This window comes from Hyphomicrobium sp. 1Nfss2.1, assembly GCF_965243865.1.
GTDB lineage: Bacteria > Pseudomonadota > Alphaproteobacteria > Rhizobiales > Hyphomicrobiaceae > Hyphomicrobium_A.
This window is the reverse complement of the sequence record NZ_OZ251603.1, coordinates 3,331,081-3,350,797: the sequence shown is the minus strand read 5'-3', so window position 1 is coordinate 3,350,797 and position 19,717 is coordinate 3,331,081. Positions and strand designations below refer to the sequence as shown.

Sequence of the window (19,717 nt, the reverse complement as noted above, 5' to 3'; positions counted from 1 at the left end):
TGCGCTAACACTGAATGAGGCCTTGGCAATCCTTCCTCTGTTCCAGAAAGGACTACCCAATGCAGAATACCCGTTTTGCGCGTGGCCTTGCAACGATCGCCGGTCTCGCAGTGTTCTCGGTGGCCGGCTACATCAACGTCCACCACACGGCCGATCCCGACATGAAACTCGTGGTTGGCACTCTGGCAGCGGCAGCCGCCGTTGCAGCTTTCGTCATGAAGTGCGCGGCCAGCCGCGGTTCCTACGGCATCGCGTTTCTCGCACTTCTCGGCGTCATCGGTGGCGAGAGCTTCGGCTTCATCACCACCATGGAACGACTGCTCTCTGCCCGCGCTGACCTGGCACAGAGCGTTGCGACGCAGAACGCGCCCTATGGGCAGGCGAAAGCCGCCGTAGAATACGCCGAAAGCGCCGCAAAAACCGAGTGCAGCTCTGGTCGCGGCCGCAAGTGCAAAGAGGCCGAGGCGAAGCTGGATCAGGCCCGCAAGACGCTGGCGGAAACGCCCGCCCCCAAGGCCTCGAACCACATCGCCACTGTCACGGGGATTGATCCCCTGATCGTCGACCTTGCCCCTTCCCTCGCGGGTACGCTGGCACTCACACTGCTCGGCTTCGTGTTCCTATGGTTCGGACACGAGACGGTGGCGGTTCCAGACCCGGAACCAATGCGGGAGCCCGAGCACACACGAGAGGGCAAGGTGGTCTCCTGGGTGCGCGCCTATCAGGCAAAGCATGGAGTTCCACCGAGTTTCACGGCGGTTCGGAACGAGTTCCAGCTGCCGAAAGCCACCGCCCACCGCTACCGGATGCGGGCTCTAGTCTGAAACTATACTACCGAATACTTGGAACCCCTCGGAACTTGTTTCCGGGGGGTTTTCTATTCGAGGCCGTACTTCTGCTTCAGCGGGTTGACGGCCGGTGCCGCCGCGCCTCCGCCTGCCGCCCGCGCTTGGTCAGCCTGCCACTGCTGTGCCTTCAGAGCCTTCAATTGCGCCACGCTCTCGCGCACGACGCTCAGGTTCTCGGCGAGGTTCTGCCCTGCGTTGAGCTGATCCAGCGAGCCGCGGATCGACTGCAAGAGCCTGTTTTCCTGCTCCGACACCTGACCCAATGCACCGCCCGTCGGCGAGGCATCGCGCATCGCCTGCAGTTCCTCAAAGCCGACGTTGGCCTTGATGGTGTCGAGGTCGGTCGACAGTGCCCGCGCCTCGGTGCCCGGGATCGACGACATCAGACCGCCCCAACCGGTAGTGTTGGGGCCAATGCGGGTAATGGCGCGGTCGATCACCGACAGCAACCGGTCCGACTTGTTGTTGAAGTTCTGGAAGCCCATTTCCAGCTTCGGCAGCGCTACCGCCGTCTCGCCAGCAGCCTTGCCCTCGACCTTGGCGCGTTCCTCGCCCGCCACGTTCTTCGGCACGGTGGAGATGTTTTCTCCTGGTGCGATCGGGTTGGGGCGGGTGAACTCCGTACCGGTGTCGAGATACTTCTCCGCCCGCTTCATCGTGAGGTACTGCTGCTTTTCGTCGGGGGGGAGCTTGTTGAAATACTCGTACTCGCGCACGTTGGATGGTGCGGTGTTCTTCATCGGGTCGACATAACCGCGCGCGCGGCCCATGACCAGCTTACCCACGGCGACGTGGTCGTTTGGATCCACGCCCATGGCCTGCAAGTCGGCATCGAAATCAGGGATGCGCTGACGTAGGCGGGAGTACATCGGCTGCACCCGGCCGTAGAGTGCGGCGCGTTCCGTCTCTGGCGCCTGATCGATCATCTGATAGACGCCGGCAAGCTCGTTCAACGCTTCCTGCCCGCGCTTGTCGTCAAACATGGTCTGTGCCCGGTTCTCCTGGTTCTGCTGGATTCCCATCAATGCGTTCTGGCGCTGGTTCTGGACGGCGTCCTGCTCTTGCTTGTAGCCCATGAGGGCGTTCTGCTGGCGGCGCTCGCCCCAGTTGTTCACCGCCTGATTGAGACCGGAGAAGTCGAGGGCATTGCCGACGTTGTAAGCTGGCAGGGGGTTGAAAGCCATGTGCTTGTCCTCAGGCCGTCTTCTTCAGTCCGCTGCCCATGCCGCCCGTGTAGGCCGACACAGCGAGACCACCAAGATTGAGCAGGTTGTTCACGCCTGTGCTTCGGCTCTGCGCGAGAGCGTTTCCGTAGTTGACCGCGTTGCCCGCCTTGGTGCCGTAGTAGTTCGTCGTCATGTCGCCACGAGACTGCAATGCATTCGACTGTGCGTTCGTTGCCGACAACCCCTGCTGGCTCAAGCCGGAATAGAGGTTGGCGAAGTTGAGCGCGTTGCCTTGCAGCACACGTTGCGCTGCGAGCTGCGCCTTTCCGCCCCCGGATGATCCTTGCGCGTTGAGCGTGCGCGAGACGGCGTTACTGTCGGATGCCAGCTGTCCTGAGAACAGCGGGTTGCTCGATAGCGTCGACCATGCGCTGTTGGCCGCGTCGCTGCCGTTGAGCGAAAGCAGGTTCGCATAGAACTCGTTCGCCTGCTGTCCAGACTGGGTATACGGCGAGTAGTTGTCGACCGCCGTAGAATAGTCGCCATAGGCGGAGTTGTACCCCGTATCGAGGTACTTGTTCGCCTGCTTGTTGGCGCTCTGGATGTCCTTCCTCTGGTCGTTACCGAGGAATGAGCCGATCAAACCCATTGTTCTATCGTCCTATCTAAAGCTCGCCGCAACGCAGTCGGCCTTGAAGGGCCCGCCGAAACTGTTGGAGAAGCTGAGACGCACAGCCATCGGGCTCGCCGCGCTCAATTGGCTGCCGGAAAGGCCGGCCATCTGGTGATCGGTGCTGACGTCTTGCTCGGGAAGAAAGCTCAGTGCCGCGTCGCTGCCGGACAATGACCACGTGGTGACGCGTGATGACGACAGCTTGGCCAACCCGAGTACGAACCCGCCGCCCTTGACGTTGACGTCGACAACCGCAGAGCCACTGCCACCCGTCACATCTGAAGCTGTATCGTGAGCTGCCGCGTTACGCTGGTAGTAGCTCGACAGACAGAACACGCCAGCGCCGTCCATGTCGCCACTTCCGGCTCTGGTCCAGAAGATGGTGCCTGTGGTCCCGGTAGGAACAAGAGCGGAGAAGATGCCGAGTGTCTGTGCCGGTGAGCCAGTGGCCTGCGCTTGCACATGCTGCGTTGCTGTAACCCCGCCGATGGTAACGCCGCTGATGGATGATCCTTCCGCCATGCCAACGCCGATCATAGCGAACACCCGGCGGCTCGAATGCTCGTCACCGAACGGGACACTGTTGACGGTGACGGAGGTGAGGTTCTGCCCGAGGTCGGACAGAAGATCGTTGTAGACCAGCACCGGCTTTGCCCCGCCGATGATCCCCGTTCCCAAGATCATGGGTCGAGCGTCACCGTTCCGGCGATATCCACCGTCAGCATCTCGGCACTCGACGTGCTCGAAACCACAATCGCCACCGTGTCACCCGCTGCCACTGCATTGGCAGATGAATGGGCCTGGCTCTGCTCCGTCGTAGAAGCGCTGTTGGCCGTGCCGCCGAGGTTGGTGCCGTTGATGGTGATCGTCACCGTAGCCGTTCCCGCGGTGCAGCGCGTCGTCACTTCGGTGATGGTGAAGGCCTGCGAAGCCTTCTGAATGACGGCGTATGTCTTGTCTTCCGGCGCCTCTAACAGCCAATGGCCGGATGCTGTCTGCTCGAGCCCGGCCTTGGAGCTGGTGAGCCCTGATTTCGTTCCCGTCAGCGTGCGCATGACGCTGTTGATCTTTTGCAGGAACGTGGTTGTCGGCATGCCCGTTTTCGGGTCGACGATGGCGACCGACTGGATAAACTCGGAATCCGACATCAGCCCACCGCCAACTGCTCTATATCGGCCTGCATCGACAGAACGATACGCTTCACCGCCGCCGAAACCCTGATGCGGAAGATCACCCCCTTAGACCCGAACCGCCCCATTCTGGTCAGCGGCTGAACCCGGCGCCCGGTCTGGCCGAGGCGATGCAGCTTTACCTCACGCGGCGATGACCAGGATTCCCCGCCATCCTTCGACCAGTCTATGGTCGCAACAGGGTCCAGGTTCTGCGGCGCGGTGGTGTTGAGGCCGACACCAGACACGATATCGGGATATAGCGCGTTGATGATCCCGCCATATGGGAACATGTGCACCGGCGGCGTGATGATCTCCATCACGATGGGTTGCCCGGCCTCGTCGTAGAGATCGTCCCGCATGCGGTAGAGCTGGCCGGTAGTGGCATCCCCGGCGATCAGCATGCCGGCGAACGAGATCACCTTGCCGATATTCCACCGGTCCTGAAGATAGCTCGCGCGCTCGTGCCAGTAGCCGGTCTTGCTGTCGTAGACCCGAGTCCACGTATCCGACGACAACTCGTAGAACGAGCGGCCGCCCCAGGACCATGACGTTGCCTCGATCTCGTCCAGGCGGCGGCTTTCGGCCATCTGGCGTATCAGGTCGTCGATTTCTCCCGTCGACACGATCGCTGTAGAATACCCCATCAGCAGGCGGACCGTGTGATCGTGGGCAATGAACATCAGCGCCTTGCCGTTCGGCGTATCGACCGGCCACACACTGCCCTTGGCAGCGCATCCAACGTCAATCACCTGCGAGCGCGTAAACGGGAAATCTTCATCTCCCGTGTTCTGGTGCGCTTCCGTCGTCTTGGTGCCGAAGTGATAGACCTCGCGCCCGAGCTCGTGGCTCACCACGATAGGATCAGGGTCTGCTTCTGCGGTGCCTTCGTCCAAGCCATCGATCGCCGTAAAGTCGTCAATGGCGGTAATCATGTAGTGGCCGTTGGTGTTCACACCCGGCAGAATGCCGTAGCCGTCGAGGTAGGCGAGTGCCGCAGGGGCTGGAAGGTCAGGATCGGATATTTCCGTCAGCACATCGTCTTCACACACGGCGTAATAGCTGTCCGAGACGATACCGATCTGCACCGGGTCGGCGCGGTTGCGGCGCATGTAGACAGGGCCAGTGGTGGGAATCGGGCCGATGGTCTCGAAGTTGCCCGCCTTGTCGACCTTGAGCAGGTATTGCCCGGCGACGACGTAGAGGAAGTTCCCCACCTCCAGCGCGCCGCGTACCGCACCGGTGCCCATGCTGACGCCGAACGTCTCCAAACCAGCGCATGCGGTAATGACCCACTGCGTCTTGCCTTCCTCGCCGATTTCCTCGGCAAAGCAGTTGATCAGCCGGGCATTGCCTGCCTGCTTGGCGTGACGGGAAGGATTGGAGCGGACGCCGAGTGAGATCGGGACGAGGGCCATTAGAAGTAGCTATCGTCTGCGCCAACGGGTAGACCCGAGGCAGGCTTGACCACACGCTTTCTCAGCCGGCGCTTTGCGCCATCCAGCGCGTTGTTGAAGTCTTCACCTTCCGCCAGTTTGGGCTTGCCGAACGACGGCCCGACGATCAGCGACATGAGACCGACCACGGCCTCGAATGCCTCATAGGGGATGGCATCGTCGGACCAATAGACGATGTTCTCATCGCGCATCTCGGCGAGCATGTTCTGATAGCGCCGGGTGATCATGGCGCGGTCGGCAGCCGAAGGATCTTCCCCGTCTCCTGTATTGATCAGGGCAAGGTCCTCCATAACTGCGCTGGCAAGATCTGCCTGGGTGCGGGTCGCCATTATTCGGCAGCCTCGGGCTCGGCAGGCTTCGGAGCCTTGCCCTTGCTGGGCTTCTCAGGCTTGGCGGCTGCTTCGACGGCTTCGAACAGCGTTGGATTGTTGGTCAGCTTCTGAATGGAATAGGCGTCGGTATAGTCGTGGATCGAGCCTTTGCTCCAGTCGTTGCCAAGGAGGTTTTCTAAGGGCGTGTCGCCCTTGTAGCGGAATTTCATGTCATGCCCTCATGAGAGAAACGGGCCGGGAGTGATCCCGGCCCGAATGGTCTTAGGAGGCGACGAGCGCCGTGGTGTCGAAGCCGGTGTCGAAGAAGCCTTCGAGTTCAACCTTGAGCGTGCCTGCTGCCGGCGTGCCGGAAGCAGCCGTCTGGATGAAGGCACGCACCTGCGTATCGGCGGCGAACTTGTACAGATGGCCTGCCGGAGCGAGGGCCGCGCTCAGCGTCCCCGCCTGGCCGACCGTTGCCGCCGCGACAAACAGGGCTTCCGTCCCGACGATGCCGATGTCGATGGCAAGGCCGGTCGAGGAGTCCATGTCGGTTGCCGAGACGGTAGCGCCGGTCACGACAAAGCCCTTCGGGGCAGTGAACAGCCCCACCTCGTCGTTGGCGTTGTCGATCATGGCCGTGGTCATGGCGACGATAGCCACGAGTGAGTGCTTGGCACGAGCGATGCCCGGGCCGACGACCTTGCCGAAGCTGCGCGAGAGGTCGGTTTGATAAACTGCCATTGTTCAGTCCTCCCGATTAGGCCACAGCGGCCGTGTAGACAGTGACGATGCCGACGTCCTTCACGGTCCCGGCATTGTTGGGCGTGCCGGCGTTGTTCCAGCGCAGCTTCGAGTAATTGTGCGCCATCTCGATGCCGACGCCCTTGATGAAGCCGTAGTCGTCCTCCGACTTCACAGTCGGCATCGGTGCCTGCTTCATCACCTTGCCAAGCGCCTGCGCACCGCACAGGAAGTTGGCGCCGCACTGGATCGGTGTCGTGTTGTTGAATGTCGTTTCCGGGTTCGGAGCTGTCGATGTCGCTCCGACGCGAGGCTGGTAGAACTCGGGGATCTCACGGAAGATGATTCCGTCGTAGATCAGGTCACCGTCCTGGAAGAGCGGGTTGTTGCTCACGTCGCGCGGGCGCGCGTCGCGGTTGGCGGCGGTCATCGCCGTGTCGCGCTTCAGATCGCGGAACGCGAGCGGATGGCAGAACATCACGTAGAACTCGCGCCCGTCCTCGGTCTTGTAAGGACGGATGTGCGGGTTCGCCGTGCGCGCCATCAAACGCGCCTGCGAAGCCAGCGTCGTGGTCAACTTGTCGTCGGTGTTGTCGACAAGGGCGAGAGCCGTTGCGTGGACACCGGAGACAGCATTCGCCACCGTTGCGCCGAACAGAACGCGATCGGCGTTGTTGTTCATCCAAAGGTTGCGTGCCGTGGCATCGGAAGCGGAGAACAGGAGCCCGCCCGACGTCGTGTGCAGGCAATCGATGATCTGGTACTTATGCTTTTCCGCTGCCCAGTTGCGCAGCGATGGGCGGAACTGCCCGACGAGATCGACCGCCGACTTCTCCTGGTCGTACTTGGAGACCGTCATGGCGTGACGATAGAAGTCCCAGGCGATGTCCTGGTAGTACTGGTCCAGCTGCTCTTCGTTACCCGAGAGCGGTGCGTTTCCAGACACGCCCTGGCCCTGCAGTCGGCCGACCAGCGGGATGCGGATCGTAAAACCCGACGTCTGCAAGTCCATCTTGACGTGGATGATGTCGTCTTCGGAAGTGCCCATATAGGGCTCGAAACCCGACTTCCTGATGTATTCGGTCAGGAACTTCGGCGACCATTTGGTAAGGTCGAGACCGGCTAGTACGGCAGTGGAGGCCATTGCTTTTTTCCTCGTGTCAGGGATGGATCACGAGGCTGCGGGCACGCGTTACCGGCGCATCCCCCTCGCCTTTCGGTCGGGGGCAAATACGTCTGAAGTTGCAGCCTCAAGGTTTTTGGTGATCTGACCGGTCGCGCCCTGCTGCGTTGCCGAAGCGAGCGTTCCCGGGAACTGTTGCGGCGCCCCTGCCGTGGGTCCATTGCCCGCCTTCAGTTCTGCGAGAACCTTGGCGCGCTCTTCTTCCCTGATCCTGTTGGCGTAGGCATCCGGATCGGAGCCGATTGTCTGCAAAGCCTTCTGCTGCTTGAACCACTCCACCATCGCGCCCCAAGGGTGACGCTGCTGGAGAAGTGGGCTCTGCGGGCCGACAAGGCCGGCCGCCTGAGCCGCTTGAAAGGCTTCATTGACGGTATCGTCGCCGTACTTGTCGCGTGCCCGGTCCTCAGATGCGTTCAGCCGCTCGTCGAAAACTTGCTGCTGTGCCGTCTGGTGAACGAAGCGCGCGTAGGCTTCCGGATCTGTTACGGGATCGGGGATGTGGACTGGCTGACGCTGGGGTGCCTGCGGCGGCGGCTGACGACGGGCCGCGTCGATCTGCTCCTGGTAGACCTTGGCGCGAGCCTCAGCTTCCATGCGCAGACGCCGCTCTTCATCGCGCTCACCTTTGAGCTTCTTGCGCTCGTTGGTAAGCTCGGCGAGCGGAACCATGCGACCAGTGTTTGGATCGACGGCCTCGGGAGAGACGGGCGGCGGCGTTGCTTCGGCTGCGGGTGGTGGTGCAGCAGGCTCGGCCGGTGGCTGGGTCTCAGGCGGCGCGGAATTGCCACCTCTGTCGCGTCCTGGTGAGAATACGTCGGTCAGGGCAGCATCAAGCGATGCCGACTGGTCAGTCGTCATGGGTCATCTCTCCGCAATGTCGTTTGCTGGTCACGAGGAACGTCTGAAGCGCTCAGACGAGGCGATGGGCAGATGACGCGCTGCCCGCGCGAGACGCACGGCTTACAAAAACGGTATCAGTCGGCGCCCTTGTCTGGGTCGACCTTCAGATAATCGGAGAACGGCTTGTCGAAGGTGCCGTCCTTGCCGACTGCCTTGGCGATGGGTGCGCGCGACTCAGGTGCATCGGGGTGCGCTTCCGATGCATGGATAGCGGCACGGATTACCAATTCGATTGCACGCAGCCGCGCACCCCGGCCGCCTGAGTGATGCTGGGCGAATAGATCTTCGATGTGCTGGGCACAGTCACGGACGATCTCATCACGCTCCAACGGGCATTCCTCCTGGCATCGGCTGTCCTTGTTCCGGCATCATGCCGGGTGGTCCCATCAATGCGTTGCCTTGCCCTTGCATGGGTGGCCCGCCTTCCTGTGCTTCCTGCAGCTGCCCGCCATCCATGGGACTTTGTGGCATCTGCGGCTGCATCGCTTCCTGCTGATCCTGCTGTCCGATTGTCGGGTTCGGATACGTCAGCGGAAATGCCTGCATGGCTGCGAGGGCGGCGTTGATATCCGGCGGCGGCGCTGCGGGTAGCTGCGTCACCTGTCCCGTCAGCTTGTCCTCGTGCGTCTGAGGGGCTTGCGGTGTGAACGCGGTCAACAGCTTGGCGATGGTGTCGGCGCGCTTGGATTCCACGCCTGCGATCTTCTCGTCCACCGCAGCCGACTGCAACAGTTCTTCCAGCTTTGCCATCTTGGCGGCAAGCTGTGCCTGCTCTGGTGGTGGCGCCATGGCCTCGTCGATCATCTTGATCAGCTGATCCTTGCGGTTCACCTGGGAAAGCTCGATGAATACCTTCCAAAGCTGCGGCGGCGTGTTGCCGAGCTGAGAAAGCGTCTGCATCAGCTCTTCCTGCATCACGACCGTATCAGGGCCCTCGTCGAGAATGATATCGACGTCGATCTGAGCCACCACGTTCTGCGATGAAATGCGCGGTTGCCCGGTCTGTGGGTCCATTACCATCTGATACTGGTTGATGGGCAGATGCTGGACGTCCGATTCCTCATCGGTGATCGAGATCCAGCGCTCCGCAGTCCATGCCTGCCGAATGCGCGCCCAGATCGCCCGATAGACCCTGAGCTTCCAATTGCGCTGGCGCTCGAATACGGGGGAAAGCTCGGTCATGCCCGAGTCCCGCTGTGCGAGAATAGCGCGGCCCGACTGATCGGCTACACCGCCACCCTGCCCGATAAGACCTGGGTTTGGTCCATAGTTCTCCATGCGCTGGATCGACTGCTGCAACATCTCCAACTGGCCTTTGAGCTGGTTGGTCCGGTCGATGAAGCCCACGTCCTTGCCGTACTCGCCGGCATTGAACTCGAGATGCCCCTCGGGATTGTCGCGCTCTTTCTTGAACGCCTCGATATCCTCGATTGCGCCGGGGCGGTTGGAGAACGTCTGCCGGTGGTTCAACTCATAGAGCGCGCGGGAGCGGCGATGGTTCACCTCGTCCTGCATGGTCTGCATCGTGCGGATGAGGCCGTAGCGGATGCCCATCTCGTCGATGTACGGGCTCCACGCCTCATATGGGCACGTCGGTTCGCCGTACTCGTTCTGATAGGGCGAGATCATCGACTGCAGCACGACGTCGCCTGAGAACTTGCAGTAATACCAGACCGACTTCATCATCGGCGGCTGGATGCGCTTTTCGTAGAGTTCCACGATGCGGACCCGGCGTGCGTCAAGGTCGGTCCACTGCAGCTCCTGATCATAATCCGCCGGGATCGAAATGCGGCTGGAAGGGCTGGCAGAGCCATCTGTCATTTTCTCGATGGCGTCGGCCTTGTCGGGATGGGCTTCCGTGACCTCATCTACATCCTGCCAGATCTGCACGCCCATATAGCGTGCATCGGAGAAGTCCGGCTTGATGGAGCGCGGGTCATAGAAGAACCGGCCGGGGTCGCAGATCTCAAGCGCCACATCGTTGCCGTTGGGTCCAGGCTTGATTCCGATCCAGATGGCGCCCTTGCCCTGCGTCAAGCCGTCGTGCATGCCCTCGGATGACAGGTTATCCCAGCGGTTCTGGTCGCACACGTACCGAATGCCGGCCGTTGCGACGTCGGCGTCCTGCTCATGCTTTGGGGTGCGAGGATAGGCGTGCGGGTCGCGGCGCATGCGCTGCTCGACACCCACCAGGAAGTCGACCTTGCGCTTGACGAGGTTGTCGACGACCTCGGGCTGCTTGCGCTTCTTGAGCTTGGCCTTTTCAGCGTCGGTCCACTGCTTGTCGTGGTAATACTTCGAGTGTGTGGCGCCTTCGTCGAGTTCGGGCTTCTTGGCCGTCTCGAAGCCGCGCAGATAGCGCCAGTAACGGCGCACGTCGGCCGGCGTCGCCTGACCCTGAGGCGCAACTGCAGTTGCCTGCAGGCCGGTCTTATCGACCGATTGGGCGGCGTCAGCTAGCATGGCTTCCCTCCCTTCGTCATCGCCAACTGTCCCCGTCCTCTCTGGCTGCTTTGTAGTCGTTCGGCTTCTTCGGCGGTGGTGCCTTTGGCACTTGGCCAGACGCCATTTCATCGAGCATGCGGCCGATCAGGCCCAACATATCGACCTCGTCATCCCGTTTGCCGGCCGGGAACGACATGAGCACGCCAAGCAAATCGGAGAGCCATGGTGCGTTGCGTGGCAGGTAGACCTTGCCCATCGCACAGCGGGCCTGGAATGCACGCGAGCGGGTCGGCTTATCGACGGCCGAGGTGAATTGCTCGCGGCGCCCGTAGACCTTGCGCTCGCGCATGCGCTTGTCTATGAACGGCCCAAGCGACTTGAGGATCTGGCCTTGCTCTTCCGCCCAGGTGAGCGGCTTCCACTTGGCCAGAAGATCGATGAACACCTCGATCCAGACGTTGCTTTCGGTCTGCTCGCTCCAAAGGTCGGCCACGTAGAGGTTATCGTCAGGATCGACGCCGACGACGCCGTGAACCGTGTGGTCGCCGCCATCGGCCGTCACCGCATAGTCGGAAGCGCCATAGAACCGCAGATGCTTTGGCAGTTCGTCGTAGTAGCGGAACCACTCACGCTTGAAATACAGGCCCTCGTCAGGCGCTGGACGCTGTTGGTAGAGCGCGCTCCAGTCGCGTGTGCCAATAACGGTTCGGATCGCTTCGAGGCGCTCCAGGGGATACTTGGCAGGCCATAGCGCGCGCCCGTCTGCAAGAATCGCGGGAAGGTCGAGCACGTCCCACTTCTCGCCGCCGCGCTTCTCTTCCTGCTCCAGTCTGCCGTCTAGGTCGTCCTCGTGCCAACGAGTATTGATGAGGACGATGGCGCCCTCGAAGGGCTCTGCTCGCCCCGCATCAATGTCGGCGCGCAACTCGTTCCAAAGATCATCGTCCTCGGCAACGTCACCATCTTTCAGGTCGGCTTCTAGCCGCGTGTAGGCCGTCGAAGTGTACCAGCGCCAGACCTTCTCGCGGTGGTTCTCGCTGTCGGCCTCTTCGCGGTCCTTGAATGGGTCGTCTATCAGCAGGACGTGCGCGCCACGCCCCGTGACGGCCGTGCCGATACCTGCAGCCACGTACATGCCGCCCTGATCGGTGTGCCAGCGGTTGGCCGCCGTGGAATCCTGCGACAGGCTCACATCGAACAGCGCCCGGTATCGAGCCGAGCCGACGATGTTGCGCACCTCGCGGCCAAAGTCCGTGGCCAAGTCAGAGTTGTAGCTGGCCGCAATGATGTTGCGGTAAGGACTGCCACCCAGAAACCAAGCTGGAAAACGCTTAGATGCCAGCTCCGACTTGCCGTGTCGCGGTGGCATCCTGATCTTGAGGCGCTGTATTTTGCCAGCTGCTACGGCCTCGAGCTTTTCGGCGATGAGTTCGTGATGGGGTGCCGGACGGTAGTCGTTGTGGGTGTACCTAGTGAACGCGATTAGACTTTTTCTTGCCGCTCTCCGTCTTAGCAACTCCCGGGCTGCCTGATCTGGCGAGAGCAGCAAGTTCGTCGTCGCTGATGTCTGCAACATCACGCACCCTTTTCACCTCTTTCTTGTCGACGATCAGCCCGTGCAATTTGCCGAGCGCCATAACAGCCGACACGGCTGCGGCGGGGGCCTGCACTGACTCTTTCATCGCTAAATCGAAGGCCTTGCGGGCCATATCGGTAAGGGTGTCGATGGAAATCCCATGCTTTTCAGCCGCTTCTTCCTGAAGCTCCTGCAACCTTACCTGAACCTCATCCTCTTTGAGCATTTCGGATGCTTTGACATGGACAACCTGAGGCTTCCATTTCGCAGCATGAGGCTTGGCTTTGCGGAGCGCTTCTGAAGCGTTGCCAGTGGCGTGAAACTCCTGGACGAATGCCTCTCTGACGGGGTCAAGCATCACACATAGTCCTCGTAGCAATCCTCGTAGAATGGGGAGGTGAGGACAATGAAGCTGTCCTCAGTGGCGAATACCGGGCCGGTTGTTTGCCAGCGGAATTTCCAGCGCCCTGCCTTGTCGGGGGTGATCTCAGCGACGTAGACGCCGGCAGAAGAACGGGTGACTTCGCTGTCGGTGCCGTAGGTGTAGGTAACCTTCCGATCCCATGGGTCGTAGGTTTTGAAGGTGACCGTGTCTGGGTCGACGGCTGTCCCGTTCTCATCGACGAGGGTTACCGTGAGCTGCATCGGGTTGCCGGGGTAGGTGCGGCCGTTCTTGAGCATCCTAGAAGCCTCTGATCTTTGAGCCGCCGCGGGATAGAGCCAATAAGGCTTGAGCGCCTGCAATAGCTGAAACGGACGGGCTCCCGCCGATCACCGGCATGGATGCTTGCCGCCCACCGATAACAGCCAGATCAGGCGCACCGCCAATTGCCCCAGTGACGCGCCGCCGTCTGTAGGAGAACTGGATGTTCTGACCACCAGCTATCAGCACGTTGCCAGGAAGCACGTGGAGCACATAGGCCGGTCGCAGAAACACCGATTGGCCCTGGACGGATACGTTTGCCGCAGAAGCGTGAAGCTGGCGATCTGCCTTTAAGTGTACCGTCTGGCCCTGGATAGAGACGTTGGCCGTGCTGGTGACGAGATAGCGCGTGTACCAGAGGCTTACGCTGTTGCCCTGAACCGTGACGGTGCCAGTCGATACGTGAAGCTGGTAGGCAGCGCGAAGGGCTACGGACTGGCCTGCAACAGCTACGTTGGCTGCCGTGACAGCAAGGCGGCGGTTGAGGTTGAGGCTTACACTCTGGCCTGCAATCGCGACATTGGCCGCCACGGCCGCGAGGCGCCGCGCCGCGCGCAAGCCGACAGACTGCCCGGCTATAGCGACGTTGCCAACCTGAGCGTGCAGCATCGACGCCTTGACGGTGACGACGCTGTATCCGTCGATCTGGACGTTTGCACCGGTTACCGCAAGCTGGTGTGCCGCCCTAAGAGCTACCGATTGACCAGCAACAGAGACGTTCGCCGCGGATGCGTGAAGCTGGCGGGCGGCCGTGATGGATACGCTTTGGCCGGTGATCGTGACGCCACCAACGGTGACGTTGAGCGTATAGCTCGCAACGAACGCTTGCTCTTGAGCCTGTCCGGCACCCGTATAGTGCCAGAACGGAAAGGCGAAGCTCACGCGACCTTCCTAATCGACCAGGCTATCGAGCGATCGGTGCCCGCTGTGCGCTGTACCGTGATGTCCCATCCGTGCATCAACTGCAGGTGCGGAGATACCCAGATCGGATCGGATTGAGCTCCGGTGAGCGTCCACGACTGGCACACGCGCTGCGTTGCTGCACCATAGCACTTTTCGTAAATGCGGATGACGTAGGTGTCACCCGAGGCCATGTTGCTGAAGTCGATGAAGGCCTGATAGAGGCCGTCGTCGGTCTGCGTCGCAACGGTCGTTGAATCGTTGGTGAGCGAATATTCCGTGGTCGAGATCGACGTGCCTGAGTTGACGTAGGCTTCGGAGAGGGCCATTAGGCGTACTGGCCTCCGGTTGCCGTTGCGCCAGCGCTGTTACCAGGGAAAAAGTTGGCGCCGCTGCCGCCGGTATAGATGATGGAATTTAGCGACACGGAATATCGTTGCCCTGTGGCTGACCCAGAGAATGTCGGGATGCTGTTGGTGATGATGAGGCCAGCGCGATCGCACAGAGCAAAGATGCCGAACGCTGGTGTTCCAGTAAGCGTGACAGTGATCGTGCCACTGTAGCTGATGGAACCAGTTGCCTCGGCGTACAGATGCCGACCAGAGGTAATGCCGCCAGTTATCGAATAACTGCCCGTGAATCTGACGCTAGACCCACTAAACGAGGTAACGTGCGCGTACCCAGTGGCGCACGTTCCAAAGGCACAATTCTGCACTTCGATATATGTCGGCGTGCCAGATGCGTTTATCCCGTGACCGGCCGAAGTCGTGCTGATGGTTACACCGCGAATTCGCCACGTCCCAGAAACAGAAGAGGCAGTGAAGCACGAGTTAGACGTTACCGATATGGCGACATTGGACGGCGTGCTTTCGTCACCAACAATAGTGATTGGACCGACGCCAACGTATCCCTTCAGGACGTTGGCTCCAGTAAATGTGCCAGCGCCGGCCTGGATGGTGATGGCGTAGATGGACAGGTCACAAGACACCGCTGCATCTATCGCCTTTTGAATCGTTAGAAATGCCCCACCTGACGAGTTTACTAGCCCGGTGTTGCTATCGCTCCCATCCGTACGCACATAGTACGTGCGATCTGCCGTCAGCACCTCACGCGGCGTATAGCCAGCGCTCTTGATCTTCTTTCCGGTTGTGCCGTCAAAGACGGCAGCCTGCCCGTCAGTAGATGACGTTGGGCCGTCTACACCGATGACAGCGAGGCTCACGCCGCCGTCCCCGTCTTCCCGCCGAGCGCCCGGCACAGAAACGCCATCTCTTCCTTCACTGGTGGGAGAGGTTCTTCGATGGCTCTGATCTGTGCGTCGAGTTCGGCCACTTTTGCCTTGGCTTCCGCTTCGATCCGGTCGCGCTCTGCCCGAATGGGCGCCGACTGCTCACGGATGGAATCGCGCTGGCCTTTGAGTTCGTGAAAGCGCGCCTGGGCCGAAGCCGTGTCGAATTTGAAGGTCATACCGTCACCGTCATCAGGCCAGCGGATGCATCGAAGTCCAGTGTCAGGCTTTCAGTGTCAGCCAGAGTGAGAGCCGAGCCGTAGTCGAGATACCCAATCAAGGCATCAGCCGGAGAAGACGCGCTGTCGTTGTAGATTACCGCATAGCGGAACGGCCCAACGCTGGCGCCGGATGCCGTGATCACCTCATCTGTGACGGTGAGCTTGGTGACATTGGACGATTGCGTCCACGTTACACCATCGAGGGCATAGCCACCGCCGGCCCCAGACGTGTAGCCACCGCCGGTGGATATCTGCGTGATGTCAGACAGAGCCGCCCCGGTCGATGCCGTGGGGGCCGTATTGGTCAGCGCCACCTTGAACGTGTGCGAAGAGAAGTCATGAACCGATTTTCCGAGTTGCTCGGAGAAGTCGTAAAAAAATACGAATGTCGAACTTGGCATGTCCTAGCCCCTACTTCGCCAGCTTGCCGGCAGCACAGGCCACAGCGGTGCAACACCGCCAGAACCGATTGGGCCGCAAGTAGCGGTGCCGCCAGCGGATGAGATGGAAATGCCGATGACGTCGCCTGGGCAGCACTTCGCCGCGGGATCACCCAGGCGATACGTTGCCACCGTCTTGCCCGCCTCGTTCATGACGTAGAACGTGCCGAAGCTTCCCAACGGGATGGTGTCGCCCTTTGGATTGTCGATGAACACGCAGGCAGCAATGTCGTCTGAAGATTCAGCCGTGTTGCCGAAACTGTATGCTTCCCCATCTGCCCGCATGCGCGGCTGGTAAGCGACGCGGGTGGCGTCGTAGATGGTCTCGTGTCCCGTAACTTCGATGTGCTTGACGGTGAGCATCTGCGTTCTCCTAGGTTCTGTGTGCTGCTTCTGGTGGTGGTGAATACTTCCCATCACGTGCGATGCAGAAATTGCGCGCTTCTCTGGTGGAGAGGCGGTGTGTGGCTGTGCCGAGAGCGCTGGCTGGTAACCGCGGGCGCCGTGTGGGAATGGGGGAAATGGAAAAGGCCACCCGAGCTGTTGGCTGAGTGACCTTTGGACCCCTGGTAGCGGGGTGACGCAATTAGCGCCTCGCGCGTAGTTTTATCCGCTTCGTCCGGACGTTGACAGCTGTTTTCGTCCGTATCCTGTGAATTTAATTCGCATGTTGCTCGCAGGACTCATTTCCAAGGTAGTGCTCGCCGATTGAATCCAGCAAACACCCGATCTTCGCAATTGCCGATGCGATAGCCATCGACTTGTCTTCGTACCCGAACATGGCACGGCCAAAGTCGGCGAGTGAGGGGCGCTGCTTCTCCCGAGCGGTGATCAGATATTCGAGCGTGCGCCGCTCGTGGTGCCACAGCTTGTCGAGGATGGCTTGGGCGTTGACGTGGGCCTGGGTCCAGCCCGCGAGATGCCCTCCGGGTTTCCTCGAGCTGTCGACGCGCTCGCCGTAGCCGCCGGTGCCGGTGGATCCGTGATAGGCTGTGAGGTCACGCAGGAACATCTCGGCAGCTCTGACTTGGCGCGGCGTGATCCGCCCCTTGCGGTAGAGGTCAGAGACTATGGAGGCGAAGGCGCCGCCGGACTCCTGGCAGGTGAAGGGCTCGGCCTTGCGCTTGATGCGGGGGCGGGGTGGGAGGTGCTCTGCGAGGCTCATCGTTTGTCTTCCTTGGCTTCGACGCGCACTCGTTTCTTTCGCTTGTACGGCTTCGGAGGCTGTGAGTGGGCCGGAGCCGTAACTGCCAGCTCCGGGTCCCATCCGTAAAATCGTATCCTTCGCTTTGCGGTGTTTGCCTTCACGCCATGAGCGGCGGCCGCATCGGCTATCGACATCAACTTACCGCGAATGACCAGTTTGAAGGCGTCAGTGCGATTTCTCTGCTGTTCTGACTGCGTGGCCCATCGGCAATTGCCAAGCTCGTAGTCCCCATCAACGTCGATACGATCTAGCGAGTGCTTGTCGCTGGGACGCGGCCCCATGTCTTCATAGAAATTTTCGAATTTCTCCCACCTCTCGCACACGGTGATGCCGCGGTCGCGCCAATGGCGATATTGCTCTTTTGGGTTTGAGCAGCGGTTGCGCATGGCTGCCCAAGCGCGATACTCAGCGATGCTTTCGCCTCTGGTCTTTCCGTGTTTCAGTCTTCGCGCACTCAGCATATCGTTACGCAGACAGCCGCAAGACCTAGATGCTCCCCTCCTGAGTTCCCAGGACGCTACGTTCTTTCGGCGACCGCATTCGCACTCACATACCCACGCAGCTTGTCCGCGGATGCTCCCCGACCTTTCGATGACTAGCCACCTGCCAAATTTCTTCCCGGTGATGTCGATCACTGCTTCACCTTTTTTACGACTTTGACCTTGCGGCTGCGTCTCTCAGCTATTCTCTGAGAGACGGACTTACGCTTTGGGCCTGATTTCCATTGCTTTGTCGTTAGATGGATGCGCATCAGGCCTCCACGAGGTTGCGTGCTTCCTGCTCCGTCTCCGTATCGTCAGCGACAGAGCGCAGCTTGTAGCGAGTGATCAGCGCGTGTGTGCCGAACTCATCGACCATTTCCCAGTTTGGCATTGCGAACTCGATGGCCGATATCGTCCCCTCTTGGATGTAAAGGTGGCCATGCCGATCCTTCAGCTCAACGAGGATGTGCGTGCCGATCGGCATCCGCTGCCCAGGCACGTGGTTGATCCAGTCTGTCCATTGATGCTTCACGCTTCATCTCCCGGTATCTGATCAGCGCTTCGACGACTTCTGCTTCCCTGATCCCATGACCTTTTGCGATGTCGTAGGTGTCTATCCCTTTGGTGAAGAGGGCGTGGGCTAGGGAGGGGTTCATTCTGCGGCCTCGCCCGTTATGCGCTTGCTGGTCTCTGTGAGACCGCGCCTCAGGTTTGGGTTGGCTGGAATATCACCTACCGGCTTGCGCAAGTTCTGCTTCGCCAACTCGACAAGGCTCCGCACGCGGGCTTTGCTTTCCTCGCTCGGCGCCGGCCATTTCTCGGCTTGCTTGTCGAGCTCAGCTTGCGTCGGAACTGGCTTCGGCATCAGCTGCGCCACGTACTCGGCAGCCTTGCGGCACTCGCCCGGTGTCGGCCAAGCCTTGAACACCTGGTCGTCGATGACGCGGTTCGCAGCGCGGCGCAGCACCTCGGCGGGGAAGTGGCCAAGAGCGCGCTCGTATTCGTCGAAGAACGCTTCGAGATTGTCCGTCTTTGGCTCGTTGTAGAGCGTCAGAAATCGCGACAGAACGTGATCTTGAACTGCACTCATGGGTGAACCTCACGGGCTTTACGGGCTTCGAGAACGGCACGGGCTGCGGATGGCCTGGGGCCGGCGGCGAGGCGGGGCGAAAAGTCACCCGGTGGCGGCAGGCCCTTCTCGCGCCTCGCCTTCTGCGTCGACACGGGACCGGCGAAGTAGCTCCACGTGCGGATCGAGCCCTTCGGGGCGCGGTGGCCGATGTCGCGGATGACGGGAAGAATATCCAGATCGAGGTCGGCGCCCTGCCGGATCCACATCAGCGGCTCGGCAACGGCGTGCAGGCCTATCGCTAGCGGGTACAGCGATCCGTTCGCCGCTTCGGTGAGCTTGTCGTACAGCTCGTGGCAATCAATCGATCGCGCACGCGTATCATCAGCAGTATTTGTATAACTGGTATCCTTGGTACTAATCTGGTTAGGCTCTGGTTGGACACTGGTTAGGCTCTGGTTAGAAGCTTGGTCTTTGACGTTTTCTGCCGACTGGTATTTCTCGTAATTGCAGATCGTTATGACGTTGGCGAAGTGGCCGTTGCTCTGGTTGATTTCGACCATTCCATTTGTGACAAGCGCTTTTAGGAATGTGCGTAACTCTTGCTCGCCCCATCCGAACTTTTCAGCGAGGAATGCGCGGGCGCCCAGAAGCTGGCCACGCTTGAGGGTGATCGGGCGGCCCTTGTGATTTACCCGGCGCTCTTTCCAGGCTGCATTGGTGATCAACCAGAGCCATGCCGAACGGCGGTCATAGCGGCCCATGTCGAGTATCTCGTGGTCGAAAGTTTCCACTGAAACTCGGACCCATCTGGCCTTGTTTTCGACAGCTTCTTCAGGTAGATTTCCCATCATCGAACTCCGATTTGGTGGTGACGCGTTGGTTCGGTTTTCGAATGGCCCCTAAGCCAATAATTGAACGCCCCGCTCATCCCC

27 protein-coding genes are annotated in these 19,717 nt (G+C 60.6%); 1 reads left to right on the top strand and 26 read right to left on the bottom strand.

Annotated elements, in window-relative coordinates; genetic code table 11:
* Window positions 1–59: 59 nt before the first annotated feature.
* Complete coding sequence (locus ACP15D_RS16350) at window positions 60–824, top strand: hypothetical protein (protein WP_424958490.1); 765 nt, start codon at window positions 60–62, stop codon at window positions 822–824.
* A 53-nt stretch (window positions 825–877) separates the two neighbouring features.
* Here the strand turns inward: ACP15D_RS16350 and ACP15D_RS16345 are convergent, their stop codons facing one another.
* From ACP15D_RS16345 to ACP15D_RS16220, 26 genes are all read right to left on the bottom strand, one after another.
* Entirely contained in the window at window positions 878–2,032 is a 1,155-nt protein-coding gene (locus ACP15D_RS16345) for a hypothetical protein (protein WP_424958489.1), read from the bottom strand.
* A 10-nt stretch (window positions 2,033–2,042) separates the two neighbouring features.
* A complete protein-coding gene (locus ACP15D_RS16340; RefSeq protein ID WP_424958488.1) occupies window positions 2,043–2,663 on the bottom strand; it encodes a hypothetical protein in 621 nt (206 codons plus the stop codon).
* Window positions 2,664–2,675: 12 nt separating this feature from the next.
* Window positions 2,676–3,371 carry a hypothetical protein gene (locus tag ACP15D_RS16335; RefSeq protein ID WP_424958487.1) on the bottom strand — a complete coding sequence of 232 codons (696 nt, stop codon included), beginning with the start codon at window positions 3,369–3,371 and terminating at the stop codon, window positions 2,676–2,678.
* Window positions 3,368–3,835 carry a hypothetical protein gene (locus tag ACP15D_RS16330; protein ID WP_424958486.1) on the bottom strand — a complete coding sequence of 156 codons (468 nt, stop codon included), beginning with the start codon at window positions 3,833–3,835 and terminating at the stop codon, window positions 3,368–3,370. The genes ACP15D_RS16335 and ACP15D_RS16330 overlap by 4 nt, the downstream gene beginning before the upstream one ends.
* Window positions 3,835–5,274, bottom strand: coding sequence for a hypothetical protein (locus tag ACP15D_RS16325; protein WP_424958485.1), 1,440 nt, complete (start codon window positions 5,272–5,274; stop codon window positions 3,835–3,837). The genes ACP15D_RS16330 and ACP15D_RS16325 overlap by 1 nt, the downstream gene beginning before the upstream one ends.
* A complete protein-coding gene (locus ACP15D_RS16320) occupies window positions 5,274–5,642 on the bottom strand; it encodes a hypothetical protein (protein ID WP_424958484.1) in 369 nt (122 codons plus the stop codon). Before ACP15D_RS16320 ends, ACP15D_RS16325 begins: the two co-directional genes overlap by 1 nt.
* On the bottom strand, window positions 5,642–5,854 hold the full coding sequence (locus ACP15D_RS16315) for a hypothetical protein (protein ID WP_424958483.1): 213 nt from the start codon (window positions 5,852–5,854) through the stop codon (window positions 5,642–5,644). Before ACP15D_RS16315 ends, ACP15D_RS16320 begins: the two co-directional genes overlap by 1 nt.
* 52 nt (window positions 5,855–5,906) lie before the next feature.
* Window positions 5,907–6,368 (bottom strand): hypothetical protein, encoded by a 462-nt coding sequence (locus ACP15D_RS16310; protein ID WP_424958482.1) that lies wholly within the window; start codon window positions 6,366–6,368, stop codon window positions 5,907–5,909.
* A gap of 16 nt (window positions 6,369–6,384) precedes the next feature.
* Window positions 6,385–7,512 (bottom strand): DUF4043 family protein, encoded by a 1,128-nt coding sequence (locus ACP15D_RS16305; RefSeq protein WP_424958481.1) that lies wholly within the window; start codon window positions 7,510–7,512, stop codon window positions 6,385–6,387.
* Window positions 7,513–7,560: 48 nt separating this feature from the next.
* On the bottom strand, window positions 7,561–8,409 hold the full coding sequence (locus ACP15D_RS16300) for a hypothetical protein (RefSeq protein ID WP_424958480.1): 849 nt from the start codon (window positions 8,407–8,409) through the stop codon (window positions 7,561–7,563).
* 116 nt (window positions 8,410–8,525) lie between these two features.
* On the bottom strand, window positions 8,526–8,780 hold the full coding sequence (locus ACP15D_RS16295) for a hypothetical protein (RefSeq protein WP_424958479.1): 255 nt from the start codon (window positions 8,778–8,780) through the stop codon (window positions 8,526–8,528).
* Window positions 8,770–10,914, bottom strand: coding sequence for a hypothetical protein (locus tag ACP15D_RS16290; RefSeq protein ID WP_424958478.1), 2,145 nt, complete (start codon window positions 10,912–10,914; stop codon window positions 8,770–8,772). The genes ACP15D_RS16295 and ACP15D_RS16290 overlap by 11 nt, the downstream gene beginning before the upstream one ends.
* 16 nt (window positions 10,915–10,930) lie before the next feature.
* On the bottom strand, window positions 10,931–12,265 hold the full coding sequence (gene terL, locus ACP15D_RS16285) for a phage terminase large subunit (protein ID WP_424958477.1): 1,335 nt from the start codon (window positions 12,263–12,265) through the stop codon (window positions 10,931–10,933).
* Window positions 12,266–12,365: 100 nt separating this feature from the next.
* Complete coding sequence (locus ACP15D_RS16280) at window positions 12,366–12,830, bottom strand: terminase small subunit (RefSeq protein WP_424958476.1); 465 nt, start codon at window positions 12,828–12,830, stop codon at window positions 12,366–12,368.
* Window positions 12,830–13,153, bottom strand: a complete 324-nt coding sequence (locus ACP15D_RS16275; protein WP_424958475.1) for a hypothetical protein — start codon at window positions 13,151–13,153, stop codon at window positions 12,830–12,832. The genes ACP15D_RS16280 and ACP15D_RS16275 overlap by 1 nt, the downstream gene beginning before the upstream one ends.
* Window position 13,154: 1 nt before the next feature.
* The gene (locus ACP15D_RS16270; RefSeq protein WP_424958474.1) at window positions 13,155–14,057 is read right to left on the bottom strand and encodes a hypothetical protein; all 903 of its coding nucleotides are present in this window, start codon (window positions 14,055–14,057) and stop codon (window positions 13,155–13,157) included.
* The gene (locus tag ACP15D_RS16265; protein WP_424958473.1) at window positions 14,054–14,404 is read right to left on the bottom strand and encodes a hypothetical protein; all 351 of its coding nucleotides are present in this window, start codon (window positions 14,402–14,404) and stop codon (window positions 14,054–14,056) included. The genes ACP15D_RS16270 and ACP15D_RS16265 overlap by 4 nt, the downstream gene beginning before the upstream one ends.
* On the bottom strand, window positions 14,404–15,297 hold the full coding sequence (locus ACP15D_RS16260) for a hypothetical protein (protein WP_424958472.1): 894 nt from the start codon (window positions 15,295–15,297) through the stop codon (window positions 14,404–14,406). Before ACP15D_RS16260 ends, ACP15D_RS16265 begins: the two co-directional genes overlap by 1 nt.
* The gene (locus ACP15D_RS16255) at window positions 15,294–15,542 is read right to left on the bottom strand and encodes a hypothetical protein (RefSeq protein WP_424958471.1); all 249 of its coding nucleotides are present in this window, start codon (window positions 15,540–15,542) and stop codon (window positions 15,294–15,296) included. Before ACP15D_RS16255 ends, ACP15D_RS16260 begins: the two co-directional genes overlap by 4 nt.
* The gene (locus ACP15D_RS16250) at window positions 15,539–15,985 is read right to left on the bottom strand and encodes a hypothetical protein (protein WP_424958470.1); all 447 of its coding nucleotides are present in this window, start codon (window positions 15,983–15,985) and stop codon (window positions 15,539–15,541) included. The genes ACP15D_RS16255 and ACP15D_RS16250 overlap by 4 nt, the downstream gene beginning before the upstream one ends.
* Window positions 15,986–15,988: 3 nt before the next feature.
* The gene (locus ACP15D_RS16245; protein WP_424958469.1) at window positions 15,989–16,387 is read right to left on the bottom strand and encodes a hypothetical protein; all 399 of its coding nucleotides are present in this window, start codon (window positions 16,385–16,387) and stop codon (window positions 15,989–15,991) included.
* 295 nt (window positions 16,388–16,682) lie between these two features.
* Window positions 16,683–17,189: a hypothetical protein gene (locus tag ACP15D_RS16240; protein ID WP_424958468.1), complete on the bottom strand. Its 507-nt coding sequence runs from the start codon at window positions 17,187–17,189 to the stop codon at window positions 16,683–16,685.
* On the bottom strand, window positions 17,186–17,617 hold the full coding sequence (locus tag ACP15D_RS16235) for a hypothetical protein (RefSeq protein WP_424958467.1): 432 nt from the start codon (window positions 17,615–17,617) through the stop codon (window positions 17,186–17,188). The genes ACP15D_RS16240 and ACP15D_RS16235 overlap by 4 nt, the downstream gene beginning before the upstream one ends.
* A gap of 364 nt (window positions 17,618–17,981) precedes the next feature.
* Complete coding sequence (locus tag ACP15D_RS16230; protein ID WP_424958466.1) at window positions 17,982–18,245, bottom strand: hypothetical protein; 264 nt, start codon at window positions 18,243–18,245, stop codon at window positions 17,982–17,984.
* Between the two features lie 120 nt (window positions 18,246–18,365).
* The gene (locus ACP15D_RS16225; RefSeq protein ID WP_424958465.1) at window positions 18,366–18,803 is read right to left on the bottom strand and encodes a hypothetical protein; all 438 of its coding nucleotides are present in this window, start codon (window positions 18,801–18,803) and stop codon (window positions 18,366–18,368) included.
* Entirely contained in the window at window positions 18,800–19,576 is a 777-nt protein-coding gene (locus ACP15D_RS16220; protein WP_424958464.1) for a hypothetical protein, read from the bottom strand. The genes ACP15D_RS16225 and ACP15D_RS16220 overlap by 4 nt, the downstream gene beginning before the upstream one ends.
* Window positions 19,577–19,717 lie beyond the last annotated feature (141 nt).

Bases quoted from the DNA above. Each gene is read 5' to 3' on its own strand.
- ACP15D_RS16350 (WP_424958490.1), top strand. From the start codon at position 60: ATGCAGAATACCCGTTTTGCGCGTGGCCTTGCAACGATCGCCGGTCTC.
- ACP15D_RS16345 (WP_424958489.1), bottom strand. From the start codon at position 2,032: ATGGCTTTCAACCCCCTGCCAGCTTACAACGTCGGCAATGCCCTCGAC.
- ACP15D_RS16340 (WP_424958488.1), bottom strand. From the start codon at position 2,663: ATGGGTTTGATCGGCTCATTCCTCGGTAACGACCAGAGGAAGGACATC.
- ACP15D_RS16335 (WP_424958487.1), bottom strand. From the start codon at position 3,371: ATGATCTTGGGAACGGGGATCATCGGCGGGGCAAAGCCGGTGCTGGTC.
- ACP15D_RS16330 (WP_424958486.1), bottom strand. From the start codon at position 3,835: ATGTCGGATTCCGAGTTTATCCAGTCGGTCGCCATCGTCGACCCGAAA.
- ACP15D_RS16325 (WP_424958485.1), bottom strand. From the start codon at position 5,274: ATGGCCCTCGTCCCGATCTCACTCGGCGTCCGCTCCAATCCTTCCCGT.
- ACP15D_RS16320 (WP_424958484.1), bottom strand. From the start codon at position 5,642: ATGGCGACCCGCACCCAGGCAGATCTTGCCAGCGCAGTTATGGAGGAC.
- ACP15D_RS16315 (WP_424958483.1), bottom strand. From the start codon at position 5,854: ATGAAATTCCGCTACAAGGGCGACACGCCCTTAGAAAACCTCCTTGGC.
- ACP15D_RS16310 (WP_424958482.1), bottom strand. From the start codon at position 6,368: ATGGCAGTTTATCAAACCGACCTCTCGCGCAGCTTCGGCAAGGTCGTC.
- ACP15D_RS16305 (WP_424958481.1), bottom strand. From the start codon at position 7,512: ATGGCCTCCACTGCCGTACTAGCCGGTCTCGACCTTACCAAATGGTCG.
- ACP15D_RS16300 (WP_424958480.1), bottom strand. From the start codon at position 8,409: ATGACGACTGACCAGTCGGCATCGCTTGATGCTGCCCTGACCGACGTA.
- ACP15D_RS16290 (WP_424958478.1), bottom strand. From the start codon at position 10,914: ATGCTAGCTGACGCCGCCCAATCGGTCGATAAGACCGGCCTGCAGGCA.
- terL (WP_424958477.1), bottom strand. From the start codon at position 12,265: ATGCCACCGCGACACGGCAAGTCGGAGCTGGCATCTAAGCGTTTTCCA.
- ACP15D_RS16280 (WP_424958476.1), bottom strand. From the start codon at position 12,830: ATGCTTGACCCCGTCAGAGAGGCATTCGTCCAGGAGTTTCACGCCACT.
- ACP15D_RS16275 (WP_424958475.1), bottom strand. From the start codon at position 13,153: ATGCTCAAGAACGGCCGCACCTACCCCGGCAACCCGATGCAGCTCACG.
- ACP15D_RS16265 (WP_424958473.1), bottom strand. From the start codon at position 14,404: ATGGCCCTCTCCGAAGCCTACGTCAACTCAGGCACGTCGATCTCGACC.
- ACP15D_RS16255 (WP_424958471.1), bottom strand. From the start codon at position 15,542: ATGACCTTCAAATTCGACACGGCTTCGGCCCAGGCGCGCTTTCACGAA.
- ACP15D_RS16250 (WP_424958470.1), bottom strand. From the start codon at position 15,985: ATGCCAAGTTCGACATTCGTATTTTTTTACGACTTCTCCGAGCAACTC.
- ACP15D_RS16245 (WP_424958469.1), bottom strand. From the start codon at position 16,387: ATGCTCACCGTCAAGCACATCGAAGTTACGGGACACGAGACCATCTAC.
- ACP15D_RS16240 (WP_424958468.1), bottom strand. From the start codon at position 17,189: ATGAGCCTCGCAGAGCACCTCCCACCCCGCCCCCGCATCAAGCGCAAG.
- ACP15D_RS16235 (WP_424958467.1), bottom strand. From the start codon at position 17,617: ATGCGCAACCGCTGCTCAAACCCAAAAGAGCAATATCGCCATTGGCGC.
- ACP15D_RS16225 (WP_424958465.1), bottom strand. From the start codon at position 18,803: ATGAGTGCAGTTCAAGATCACGTTCTGTCGCGATTTCTGACGCTCTAC.